Genomic DNA, 11,977 nt, shown 5'->3' on the forward strand with positions numbered 1-11,977 from the left:
GAGGACCTCTTCATGGCCACCCATCCCGCACTCGGCGTCACACTTCGCTCCGCCGGCACCGCGCTCGTGCTCGACCTCAGCGACGGGCAGATCCCGGCGGTCCTGCACTGGGGGGCCGACTGCGGCGAGCTCTCGGCAGCCGGCTACCTCGCACTGCGGGACGCTGGCGAGCTGCCGCTCGCGCCCAGCGAGCCCGACGTGCCGGTGCGGGTGTCGCTGCTCCCCGAGCACGGCGCGGGCTGGTTCGGCCGCCCGGGGCTGAGCGGCTCCCGCTCCGGCACCGCGTGGTCTCCGCACTGGCAGACCACTCTCCTCACGCTGGACGGTGTGGCGCTGGACCCGGCATCCGCCGGGACAGTCCTCAACCACGGCGCGGGCACCCTCATCGCCACCGCCGAGGACGCGGCGGGCGGGCTGGGGCTGACGCTCACTGTCGAGCTCACCGCGGCGGGGGTGGTGCGCACCCGCGCCGCCGTGCAGAACCTCGGCGATGGGGAGTACCAGCTCGACGAGCTGCTGCTCTGCCTGCCGACCCCGATCACCGCCAGCGAGGTGCTCGACTTCGCCGGGCGCTGGGGCCAGGAGCGCGCGCCGCAGCGCCACGCGATGACGGTCGGCACGCACCGCCGCGAGGGTCGCCTGGGCCGCACCGGGCTCGACGCGGCGACGATCCTGCACGCCGGCACCCCCGGCTTTGGCTTCGCGCGCGGCGAGGTCTGGGGCATCCACACGGCATGGTCTGGCAACCACGTGCACCAGCTCGAACGGGTGCTGAGCGGCGTGCAGCTGCTCGGCGGCGGCGAGCTGCTGCTGCCCGGCGAGGTGCGGCTCGCCCGCGGCGAGAGCTACGAGAGCCCGTGGGTGTACGGCATCTACGGAGACGGGCTCGACGAGTCGGCGCGCCGCATGCACCGGCAGCTGCGCGCCCGGCCGGGGCACGCGGCGGGCGAGCGCCCGGTCACCCTGAACACCTGGGAGGCCGTCTACTTCGACCACGATCTCGACACCCTGCGCGAACTCGCCGACACAGCCGCCGAGCTGGGCTTCGAGCGCTTCGTGCTCGACGACGGCTGGTTCGGCAGCCGCCGCGACGACCACTCCGGGCTGGGCGACTGGTTCGTCTCGCCGGACGCCTGGCCGAACGGGCTGCACCCGCTGATCGACCACGTGCGCGGCCTCGGCATGCAGTTCGGGATCTGGTTCGAGCCGGAGATGATCAACGTCGACTCCGAGCTGGCCCGGGCGCACCCCGAGTGGATCATGGCCACCGGCGCCCGGCTGCCGATCGAGGCCAGGCACCAGCAGGCCCTGAACCTCGGAATCCCGGAGTGCTACGCGCACATCCTGGGCGCGATGTGCGCCGTCCTCGACGAGTACGAGATCTCCTACATCAAGTGGGACCACAACCGGAACCTCGTGGATGCCGGCACGCTGCCGAGCGGCCGGCCGGGTGTGCACGCGCAGACCCTCGCCTTCTACCGGCTCGTCGCCGAGCTGAAGTCGCGCTACCCCGGCCTCGAGATCGAGTCCTGTTCGTCCGGCGGCGGCCGGATCGACATGGGCGCACTGGAGAACACCGACCGCGTCTGGGTCTCCGACAACAACGACCCGCTCGACCGCCAGCGGATCAACCGCTGGACCAGCCAGCTGGTGCCGCCGGAGATGATGGGCACCCACATCGCCTCGCAGACCTCGCACACGACCGGGCGCACGCACACACTGTCGTTCCGCGCGCTGACCGCCGTGTTCGGCCACCTCGGCGTCGAGTGGGACTTCCGCCGCTCCACCGCGGAGGAGCTGGCCGAGCTGCGGGAGTGGATCGCGCTGTACAAGCAGAGCCGGGCGCTGCTGCACGACGGCGACATCGTGCGGCTGGACCACTCCGACGAGACGGTGGCGGTGCACGGCGTCGTCGCGCGCGACCGGTCGGCCGCCCTGTTCTCGCTCGCCTCGCTGGCGGCATCCGCCGTCTCGAATCCCGGTCGGATCCGCTTCCCAGGGCTCGACCCGGCTGCCGGCTACCGCGTGGAGCCGCTGCCGGTCGGATCGACGCTGCAGAGCCTGGTGCCCGCCCCGTGGTGGGCCGACGCCCCGCTCGAGCTGAGCGGCGCCGCGCTCGGCACCGTCGGGCTCGCCGCCCCGCTGCTGCGACCGGAGCAGGGCGTGCTGTTCCGGGTCACCCGCGTCGGCTGACCCGGCCCCGGCCGCAGCCGCAGCCGGTTCGCGGATACGGCCGGTTCGCGGATACAGCCGGTTCGCGGATGCAGGCGGCCCGCCCGTGGCCGGTTCGCGGATGCGAGCCCGGGAATGCCCCGAAAGCAGCAGTTTTCGGGGCATCTCGGCGCCCGCATCCGCCGACCGGCTACGGGGCCCGACGGGGAACTCAGCCCGCGACGGCGGGGGCCGCCGGCACCCGCTTCGCCCACAGCACCAGCAGCATCACCGCGGCGACGAGGCAGAGCGCGATGCCGGCGGCCCCGACCGCCCACTGGATGCCGATCCACGCGCCGAGCACGCCGATCGTCACGCCGCTGCCGGCCCGCAGGCCCATGCTGGCCATGCCGTAGAGCCCGATCACCCGGCCGCGCTCTTCCGGTGGCGCCTCCAGCTGCACGATCGTCTGCGCCGTCGACGACGACACCAGATTCACGACGCCGCCGACGAGCAGGGCAAGCAGCGAGAGCAGGTAGTTGTGCGAGAGTGCGAACACGACAATGACGAGCCCGTAGGCCAGCGTCGCCACCGCCGCCACCCGCACCGTCGGCCGGAACCGGCGCGACGACTCCAGCAGCACGCCGCCGAGCACGGCCCCGGCCGCCGTGGCCGCCATCAGCAGGCTGTAGGCGGCTCCGGCGTTCGCCCCGCCGAGCTGTGCGGCGAAGTCGGGCATGAGCGGGGCCAGCGCGACGCCGATCAGCAGCGAGGTCGAGCCGGAGAGCACGATCATGCTCATGATCGGCACGTTGTGCCGCACCCGGGCGATCTCGGCGAAGGCCTCGCCGAGGCGCAGCCGCACCTTCGGGGCCGCAGCCACCCGGGTGTGGCCGGTGTACGGCATCCGGATCAACACGATCACCATCGGCAGGAAGCAGAGCACGTTGAGGAACATGCCGAGGTTCGGGCCGACGGTCAGCAGCAGGGTCGCGCCGACGAGCGGGCCGAGCAGCATGCCGACGTTGCGCCCGGTGGAGTTCAGCCGCACCGCACTCGGAAGTTCCTTCGGGCCGACGATGTCGTAGAGCATCATCTGGTCGGCCGGGTGCCAGATGGCGCTGGCCAGGCCGTGGATCACGAGCAGCACGCAGCAGTGCCAGGGCTCGAGGATGCCGGCGACGAAGAGCACGCCCCAGCCGAGGGAGGCCGTGATGAACGCCGCCTGCGCGATCTGGATGATGCGCCGGCAGTCGTACTTGTCTGCCAGCCCGCCGAACCAGACCGAGAGGAAGAGGTGCGGCAGCCAATGGCTGACGACGGCGAAGCCGGCCAGCAGCGGCGAGTGGAACAGCTGCCACATCACCCAGTAGCTGATGACGTGCTCGATGTTGTCGCCCATCATGGCGACGGTTCCGCTCAGGATGAAGCGGCGGGCGTGCGGATGCCGGAACGCGGCGAAGCGGGCCTTCTGGTCGCCGGCCGGAAGCACTGTTTCGGCGGTGTCGGGTGTCGTGGCATCCGTCATCGTTGCCGCCCTCCTCCGCTGCGCCGGATTGCGCACTCTCCCAGTTGGCTTCGGTCGCCGGCTCCCTCGAGCCAACGAAATCACGTTGGCTTGAGGGAGCGCCAGCATTCTCACGTTGGCTCGAGGGAGCGCCAGCGACCGAAGCCAGGCTACGCGAAACCGTTCGAGGTGGTTACGCGGTCGCGTCGCGTCCTCGCGGCTTCCTTGGTTCGGGCTGCCGCCTTTCGCCTGACGGCGAATTGATCCACTGGATCAATTCGCCGTTAGGCGCCCTTCAGTCGCTCGGCCAGGTACACGTACAGTGTGTCGAGCGGCACGCGCTCCTGCTGCATGGTGTCGCGGTCGCGCACGGTGACGGCACGGTCGTCGAGCGAGTCGAAGTCGACCGTGATGCAGAACGGGGTGCCGATCTCGTCTTGGCGGCGGTAGCGGCGGCCGATGGCGCCGGCGTCGTCGAAGTCGATGTTCCAGCTCTGGCGCAGCTCGGCGGCCAGCTCGCGGGCCATCGGAGAGAGGCGCTCGTTGCGCGACAGCGGCAGGATGGCGGCCTTGATCGGCGCGAGGCGCGGGTCGAGCTTGAGCACGGTGCGGGTGTCGACGCCGCCCTTCGCGTTCGGCACCTCCTCCTCGTGGTACGCGTCGACCAGGAACGCCATCAGCGAGCGGGTGAGGCCGGCCGCGGGCTCGATCACGTACGGCGTCCAGCGCTCGTTCTTGGTCTGGTCGAAGAAGGAGAGGTCCTTGCCGGACTTCTCGGAGTGCGTCTTCAGGTCGAAGTCGGTGCGGTTGGCGATGCCCTCGAGCTCGCCGAACTCGCTGCCGGTGAAGCCGAAGCGGTACTCGATGTCGACGGTGCGCTTGGAGTAGTGGCTGAGCTTCTCCTGCGGGTGCTCGTAGAAGCGCAGGTTCTCCGGGTCGATGCCGAGACCGGTGTACCAGCTCATCCGCTGCTCCATCCAGTACTCCTGCCACTGCTCGTCGGTGCCGGGCTCGACGAAGAACTCCATCTCCATCTGCTCGAACTCGCGGGTGCGGAAGATGAAGTTTCCGGGTGTGATCTCGTTGCGGAAGCTCTTGCCGATCTGGCCGATTCCGAACGGGGGCTTCAGGCGCGAGGCCTGCAGCACGTTGGCGAAGTTCACGAAGATGCCCTGGGCCGTCTCGGGGCGCAGGTAGTGCATGCCGGACTCGTCGTCGACCGGGCCGAGGAAGGTCTTCAGCAGGCCGGAGAAGGCGCGCGGCTCTGTCCAGGTGTGGCGGTTGCCGCAGTTGGGGCAGGCGATGTCGTCGAGGCCGTTCTCGGGCGCGCGGCCCTTCTTCTCCTCGAACTCCTCTTCCAGGTGGTCGGCGCGGAAGCGCTTGTGGCAGCTCTGGCACTCGACCAGCGGGTCGCTGAAGACCTCGACGTGGCCGGATGCCTCCCACACCTGCTTGGGCAGGATGACGCTGGAGTCCAGGCCGACGACGTCCTCGCGGCTCTGCACCATGAAGCGCCACCACTGGCGCTTGATGTTCTCCTTGAGCTCGGTGCCGAGCGGCCCGTAGTCCCAGGCCGAACGCGAACCTCCGTAGATCTCACCAGCCTGGAAAACGAATCCGCGGTGGCGGGCGAGGGCAATGACGGCGTCGAGACGGCTGGGTGCGGCCATGGTGGCTCCAATGGGGCGTGATCAGGGCTCAAAGGCCCGAGCGAACAGTCCGTCCAGTTTAGCCGCGCGCCGCTGGGTGCCGAATCGGGCAGCCCCGCACGATGCGGCTGCTTGAATGGGACGGTGACTTCCCCGCTGGATCCCGCCGCCCTGTCCGACATCCACGTGGCCGCCGTCGCCCTGATCCGCGACCGCCGGGTGCTCATGGTGACCGCCAGGGGGCGCGACGTGTTCTTCATGCCGGGCGGCAAGATCGACCCGGGCGAGACGGTTCGGGATGCCGCGGCGCGCGAGGCCCGCGAGGAGGTCTCGATCGAGCTGCCGACGAGCGCGCTCAGCGAGCTGTTCGTGGTGACCACGCAGGCACACGGCGAGCCGGAGGGTCGGCTCGTGCGGATGCACGTGTTCGGGGTGGACGCCGCCGTCGCGGCATCCGTCAGCCCGGAGCCGTCGGCTGAGGTGAGCGCCCTGCACTGGGTGACCGCGGCGGCGGTCGACCGCTGCCCGCCGGCCGGCGCCGACGTGCTGCAACGGCTGGCCGCCCTCGGGCTGATCGACTGATCCCAGCCCGCCGATAGGCCCGGCCCGCCGGTTGACCCTGTCGAAACCCTTCACGCATCGGTCGCGGTCCAGAGGATTCCTTGGACTGGGCTGCCGCCCTTCGCGACGCTGCGCGTCGCGCTCAGTGCACGTACTCCAGCAGGTCCAGGCCGACCTGGCGCATGCCGTCGAGCACCTCGAGCCGAGCCGCGAGCGTGGTGTCGGCGAACTGCATCGACACCATGTAGCTGACGCCGGCGCGCGGGCCGCGCAGCACGCCGACCTCGCTGCGGATGCCGGCGGCGGTGCCCGTCATGTTCACCAGCAGCAGGCCGTGGTCGCTCGCGCGGTGCGCGAGCGGCACCAGGCCGAAGGCGCTGGCGACCATGGAGAGGTCGGAGTGCAGCGAGAGCCAGCCGACGACCCGCTGCGAGACTTCCGGGCTGACGACTTCACCGCGGGCGAGCGCGGTGAACAGGGCGGCGAGCTCGCCGGCCGAGCCGACCGAGAGCTGCGGGGCGTCATCCGGCCCACGCCGGTCGCGCACGATGTCCAACAGCGCGGTGCGGCTGAGCCCGAGCGACTCGGCCCGGGTGCGCACGGCGTCGAGGCCGACGACCCGCAGCAGCACATTGCTGGCCAGGTTGTCGCCGGATGCCCCCACCAGGGCGGCCAGGTCGGCAACCGGCAGCGACGGCGCCTGCAGGTGCTGCCACAGGCCCTCCGCACCGACGGCGTCGCCGGCCGCACGGTCCAGGATCGCCAGCCCGCCGGCCATCGCCGGCTCGAAATCGGGGTCGCTCATCTGGGCGGCTACCTCGATGAGCAGCAGCACCTTGCCGATGCCGGCGGTGGGCACAGAGACGTGGTCGTCGACGGAGAAGAGCACGCGCCCGGTGGCGAGGTCGCTGGCGCGGGCCGTCAACTGCACGCCGTTGACAGCGAGATCGGCGAGTGCCGAGAAGCCGCGGCCGAAGTTGTCGTTCGCCTCGCCGCCCTGGTGCCGGCCCCGATCGAGCGCAGCCTGGCGCACGCGGCGTTCCGACTGCGGGGCAGGGCTGGTCAAGCGGCATCCTTCAGCTTGTATGGGCGGAGTGTCTCTGCGATTCGCCCGGCTCCCCTGGCCCGGCGGAAGTATCACCCGAAACAGGCACTGTCGCGGGTCATCACAGAGTGTAGCTGCCGAGGCTGAAAGCGCTGCGCTCCGCGCCCCACGTTGGCTCGAGGGAGCGCCAGCGACCGAAGCCAAGACCCGCGCAACCCGCTCCACACCCGCTGGTCGAGTAGGCCCGCCAGGGCCGTATCGAGACCCGGTTTTCGGCGGGGGACTCTGTGCGGTGCGAGGTCTCGATACGCTCGTTCCTCGCTACTCGACCAGCGAGGCTGGGCTGGACCGCGGAGCGCCAGCGACCGAAGCCACACGCGGTCCCGTTGACTCCCGGGCTTCGGGCGCTGCGCTGCTCCTTCGTCGCGGCGCGGCACCCTCCAGCCGACGTGAATTCCCCGTTGGCCCGAGGGAGCGCCAGCGACCGCAGCCAACACCCGCGCAGCCCGCTCCACACCGCTGGTCGAGTAGGCCCGCCAGGGCCGTATCGAGACCCAGTTTCCGGCGGGAAACCGTCACCCGTGCGGGGTCTCGATACGCTCGTCCCTCGCTACTCGACCAGCGAGACTGGGCCGGACCACGGGAGCGCCAGCGACCCAAGCCACACGCGATCCCGTTGACTCCCGGGCTTCGGGCGCTGCGCTGCTCCTTCGTCGCGGCGCGGCACCCTCCAGCCGACGTGAATTACCCGTTGGCTCGAGGGAGCGCCAGCGACCGAGGCCGACACCCGCGCAGCCCGCGAGCATCACCAGATCGTGACGCGCTCCTCGGGCGGCAGCCAGGCGGCATCCGCCTCTGTCACGTCGAAGGCGCTGTAGAACTCGTCGATGTTGCGCACGATCTGGTTGCAGCGGAACTCGTTCGGCGAGTGCGGGTCGATCGCGAGCAGGCGGATGACCTCCTCGTCGCGTCCCTTCATCTGCCAGGCCTGCGCCCAGCTGAGGAAGAAGCGCTGAGCGCCGGTCAGGCCGTCGATGACGGGCGGCTCCGCGCCGTCGAGCGAGATCAGGTAGGCCTTCCAGGCGATGGCGAGCCCGCCGAGGTCGCCGATGTTCTCGCCGATGGTGAGGGCGCCGTTGACGTGGTGGTCCGGCACCTGGGCGGGCGCGAGGGCGTCGTACTGGGCGATGAGGGAGGCCGTGCGCTGCTCGAACGCGGCCCGGTCGGCCTCCGTCCACCAGTCGGTGAGGCGTCCGTCGCCGTCGTACTTGGAGCCCTGGTCGTCGAAGCCGTGCCCGATCTCGTGGCCGATCACGGCGCCGATCGCGCCGTAGTTGGCCGCGGCGTCCCTGTCCTCGTCGAAGAACGGCGGCTGCAGGATGGCGGCCGGGAAGACGATCTCGTTGAAGCCGGGGTTGTAATAGGCGTTGATCGTCTGCGGGGTCATGAACCACTCGTCGCGGTCGATCGGCTTGCCGATCTTGCCCAGCTCGCGGTTGAACTCGAACTCGCTGACCGCGCGCACGTTGCCGATCAGGTCGGTCGGGTCGATGCTGAGCGCCGAGTAGTCGCGCCACTTCACCGGGTAGCCGATCTTCGGCGTGAACTTGTCGAGCTTGTCGAGGGCCCGCTCGCGGGTCTCCGCGCTCATCCAGTCCAGCGTGGTGATCGACTGCCGGTAGGCCTCGACGAGGTTGGCGACCAGGCCGTCCATCGCGGTCTTCGCCGACTCGGGGAAGTGCTTGTCGACGTAGATGTGGCCGACGGCCTCGCCGAGCGCGCCCTCGACGAGGGAGACGCCGCGCTTCCAGCGCTCGCGCATCTCGGGGGTGCCGGTGAGGGTGCGGCCGTAGAAGTCGAAGTTCGCCTCGACGATCTCGGCGGTCAGGTAGGCGGCCGCGCCGCGGATCACCTGCCAGGACATCCAGTCGCGCCACTCGTCGAGGCGCTCCTCGACGAGCAGCTCGCTGAGCCCGCCGGTGAAGCTCGGCTGGCGCAGCACGAGCTCGTTGAACACGCCCGTCGGGGCGCCCATGGCGTCGCGCCAGATGGCGAGGTCGGCCTGGACGAGGCTCGCGGCATCCGCCCAGCTCATCAGGTTGTAGGTCTTCTCGCTGTCGCGGCTGGCGACGTTGTCCCAGTGCCGGCCGGCGATCGCGGTCTCCAGCGCGAAGACGCGCTCTGCACGCTCGGCGGGCTCGCTCAGGCCGGCCAGGCGGAACATGCGCTCGAGGTGGGCCAGGTAGGCGGTGCGGATGTCGGCGAACTTCTCCTCGCGGAAGTAGCTCTCGTCCGGCAGGCCGATGCCGCCCTGCTCGGCGAACACGAGGTAGCGCTCCGGGTCGCCCGGGTCGTTGTCGACGAAGAGCTGGTAGAAGCCGCTGACGCCGGCGCGCTCCAGCTCGCCGAGGGCGGCGAGGAACTGCGGGATGGAGCTGACGGACGCCGCGACGGCCAGCTGGCCGGCGATCGGCGCGACGCCGAGGTGCTCGATGCGCTCCTCGTCCATGAAGCTCGCGAACAGGTCGCCGATCTTGCGCGCCTCAGTGTCTGCCGGTGCGCCCTGCGACTCGTTGATGATGTCGCGCACGGCCTTCTCGGCCTCTTCGTGCAGCACGTAGAACGAGCCGTAGCGGGCCTTGTCGGAGGGGATCTCGGTGCGCGCGATCCACTTGCCGTTGACGTGGCGGAACAGATCGTCTTGCGGGCGCACGCCCGGGTCGAGTTCGTCGAGCACAATTCCGGAAGCAGTCGTCGCAGCGGTCATGGCCTCAGCCTATTGGGCAGGCCGCTCCGAACCGGGGGGATTCCGCCAGTGGCGAAGTGTCGGCAGCGGCCGATGCGTGCGAAGCCGGGCCAGAACTGCTTCACTGGGAGAACTATGAAGACGCTGCTCAACATCATCTGGCTCGTGCTCAGCGGCTTCTGGCTGTTCCTCGGCTACATGCTGGCCGGCATCGTCTGCTGCATCCTGATCGTCACGATCCCCTGGGGCATCGCCTCGTTCCGCATCGGTGTGTACGCCCTCTGGCCGTTCGGCAAGACCGTCGTGAACAAGCCGACCTCCGGCGTCTGGTCGTTCCTCGGCAACGTGGTGTGGGTCATCGTCGCCGGGCTTTGGCTCGCGATCGGCCACATCGCCTCCGGCATCGCGCTCTGCATCACGATCATCGGCATCCCGCTCGGCATCGCCAACTTCAAGATGGTGCCCGTCTCGCTCGCCCCGCTGGGCAAGGAGATCGTCGACGTCTAGGGCGCGGCTGCCGTGCACTCTGACGGCGGATGCCGCGGGTGCCGCGGGTGCAACTCGGTGCGCGGCCCGGTGCGGCTTGGGGGCGAACCCCGACGACTGCGGCATCCGGCACACATAACGTTTTCTCTCGGTGCGGCTGACAATCGTTTCGCATCGACTCGGTTCAGGGATTCTTGCGCCTCTCCTCCCGCCTCCTGCGACGGGACCAGGCCCCCTCCGGTCGCACCTCCTCCGAGAAGAAAGTCACCATGTCCATCGCAGAATCGCCCGTATTCACCACGCTCGTCCCGCTGCACCCCGCCGCGTACGCCGAGTTGGCCGCCCGCATCGACGGCGTCGTCACGACGCCGAGCGACGCCGACTGGAACACCGCCAGACTCGCCTGGAACCTGAGCGCCGACCAACGCCCCGACGCCGTCGTGGCCCCCCTGCACGCGGAAGACGTCCGCACCACGCTGCTCTTCGCCCACGACCACCAGCTGCGCGTCGTCCCGCAGGGCACCGGCCACCTGGCCAGCCCGCTCGGCGATCTGGCCGGCAGCATCCTGCTCCGCACCGGCGGCCTCCTCGGCATCGACATCGACACCAAGGAACTCACCGTGCGGGTGGGCGCCGGCGTGCTCTGGGGCGACGTCACCGCGGCCCTGGCCGAGCGCGGGCTGATGGCCCTGGCCGGCTCCTCCCCCGATGTCGGCGTCGTCGGCTACCTGCTCGGCGGCGGCATCAGCTGGTTCGCCCGGAGCATGGGCCTGGCCACCTCGCACGTGACCGCGATCGAGGCGGTCAGCGGCGATGGGCGGCTGTTGCGCGCGACGGCCGAGGAGGAGGGCGAGCTGTTCTACGCGCTCCGCGGCGGCGGCGGCAACTACGCCGTGGTCACCTCCATCACCTTCCGCGTCTTCGCCGTGCGCGACGCCTACGCCGGCATGATGATGTTCCCGATGGAACGGGCCGACGAGCTGCTCAGCGCCTGGGAGCGCTGGACCAGGGAGCTCGACGAGAGCGCGATGACCTGCTTCCGGCTGATGCGGGTGCCCGACCTGCCCGAGCTGCCCGAGTTCCTGCGCGGGCAGAACCTCGTCATCATCGACGGGGTCGTTGCCATCGAGCAGGCGGAGGACGGCGACCCGACGGCGCCCACCGGGCGCACAGCGGATGCCGGGCGCACGGCGGATGCCGAGGCGCTCCTGGCCCCGCTGCGCGCGCTCGGCCCCTTCCTCGACACCTTCGGCGTCATGCCCGTCAGCAGGCTCGGCGAGCTGCACATGGACCCTCCGGGGCCGGTGCCGGGAACCGGCGACGGCGTGAACCTCGACGAGCTGCCGCGCGCCGCCATCGACGCGCTGCTCGGGCTGACCGGGCCCGACGCCCAGACCCCGCTGATGGTGGTCGACATCCGCCACATCGGCGGGCAGCTCGCCGTCGCCGCGCCGGACGGCGGCGCCGTCAACCGTTTGCACGGGCGCTTCCTGTTGTTCACGGGCGGCATGAGCCCGAGCCCCGCGGATGCCGCCGTGCTGCACGCCGCGGTGGCCCAGGTGCTCGAGGCGCTGGCACCCTGGCGGGCCGCCGCGGACTACCTCAACTTCCGCGAGGTGGCCACCCCGGCCGAGCGGCTCTACCCGGTGGACACCCTGGCCCGGCTGCGCGCGGCGAAGCGCCGCTATGACCCGTCCGGCCGGATCCGCTCGGCGCACCCGCTGCGGTAGGTCCGCCCGCCGGGAACGGGACCCCGGTCCCTCGTCTCGTCGATCTAGGTCGCCAATCGGGTTCAGGGACGGCCCCGAGGCCATCGGCATCCGCCCCGCCTA

8 protein-coding genes are annotated in these 11,977 nt (G+C 70.6%); 4 read left to right on the plus strand and 4 right to left on the minus strand.

Annotated features, from left to right (window positions below):
• The first annotated feature begins 12 nt into the window (after window positions 1–12).
• Window positions 13–2,193 (plus strand): alpha-galactosidase, encoded by a 2,181-nt coding sequence (locus tag BLT62_RS00975; protein WP_083362380.1) that lies wholly within the window; start codon window positions 13–15, stop codon window positions 2,191–2,193.
• Between the two features lie 190 nt (window positions 2,194–2,383).
• Here BLT62_RS00975 and BLT62_RS00980 read toward each other — a convergent pair whose 3' ends face one another.
• Window positions 2,384–3,679 carry an MFS transporter gene (locus BLT62_RS00980; protein WP_083362381.1) on the minus strand — a complete coding sequence of 432 codons (1,296 nt, stop codon included), beginning with the start codon at window positions 3,677–3,679 and terminating at the stop codon, window positions 2,384–2,386.
• A gap of 263 nt (window positions 3,680–3,942) precedes the next feature.
• Window positions 3,943–5,328, minus strand: a complete 1,386-nt coding sequence (locus tag BLT62_RS00985) for a glycine--tRNA ligase (RefSeq protein ID WP_083362382.1) — start codon at window positions 5,326–5,328, stop codon at window positions 3,943–3,945.
• A 123-nt stretch (window positions 5,329–5,451) separates the two neighbouring features.
• Between BLT62_RS00985 and BLT62_RS00990 the strand changes: the two genes are divergently transcribed.
• Window positions 5,452–5,889 carry an NUDIX hydrolase gene (locus tag BLT62_RS00990; protein WP_231919297.1) on the plus strand — a complete coding sequence of 146 codons (438 nt, stop codon included), beginning with the start codon at window positions 5,452–5,454 and terminating at the stop codon, window positions 5,887–5,889.
• A gap of 121 nt (window positions 5,890–6,010) precedes the next feature.
• On the opposite strand, the gene BLT62_RS00995 is transcribed toward BLT62_RS00990, so the two are convergent.
• Window positions 6,011–6,934 carry a serine hydrolase gene (locus BLT62_RS00995; RefSeq protein WP_083362383.1) on the minus strand — a complete coding sequence of 308 codons (924 nt, stop codon included), beginning with the start codon at window positions 6,932–6,934 and terminating at the stop codon, window positions 6,011–6,013.
• Between the two features lie 784 nt (window positions 6,935–7,718).
• Entirely contained in the window at window positions 7,719–9,680 is a 1,962-nt protein-coding gene (locus BLT62_RS01000; protein ID WP_083362384.1) for a M13 family metallopeptidase, read from the minus strand.
• Between the two features lie 114 nt (window positions 9,681–9,794).
• Here BLT62_RS01000 and BLT62_RS01005 point away from each other — a divergent pair, with 114 nt between their 5' ends.
• A complete protein-coding gene (locus BLT62_RS01005) occupies window positions 9,795–10,166 on the plus strand; it encodes a YccF domain-containing protein (RefSeq protein WP_083362385.1) in 372 nt (123 codons plus the stop codon).
• 248 nt (window positions 10,167–10,414) lie between these two features.
• Entirely contained in the window at window positions 10,415–11,875 is a 1,461-nt protein-coding gene (locus BLT62_RS01010; RefSeq protein ID WP_083362386.1) for an FAD-binding oxidoreductase, read from the plus strand.
• Window positions 11,876–11,977: the final 102 nt, after the last annotated feature.

The sequence above is a fragment of the Microterricola viridarii genome (assembly GCF_900104895.1).
GTDB classification, from domain to species: domain Bacteria; phylum Actinomycetota; class Actinomycetes; order Actinomycetales; family Microbacteriaceae; genus Microterricola; species Microterricola viridarii.

Coding starts and splice junctions, on each gene's coding strand:
- BLT62_RS00975 (WP_083362380.1), top strand. CDS start 13: ATGGCCACCCATCCCGCACTCGGCGTCACACTTCGCTCCGCCGGCACC.
- BLT62_RS00980 (WP_083362381.1), bottom strand. CDS start 3,679: ATGACGGATGCCACGACACCCGACACCGCCGAAACAGTGCTTCCGGCC.
- BLT62_RS00985 (WP_083362382.1), bottom strand. CDS start 5,328: ATGGCCGCACCCAGCCGTCTCGACGCCGTCATTGCCCTCGCCCGCCAC.
- BLT62_RS01000 (WP_083362384.1), bottom strand. CDS start 9,680: ATGACCGCTGCGACGACTGCTTCCGGAATTGTGCTCGACGAACTCGAC.
- BLT62_RS01005 (WP_083362385.1), top strand. CDS start 9,795: ATGAAGACGCTGCTCAACATCATCTGGCTCGTGCTCAGCGGCTTCTGG.
- BLT62_RS01010 (WP_083362386.1), top strand. CDS start 10,415: ATGTCCATCGCAGAATCGCCCGTATTCACCACGCTCGTCCCGCTGCAC.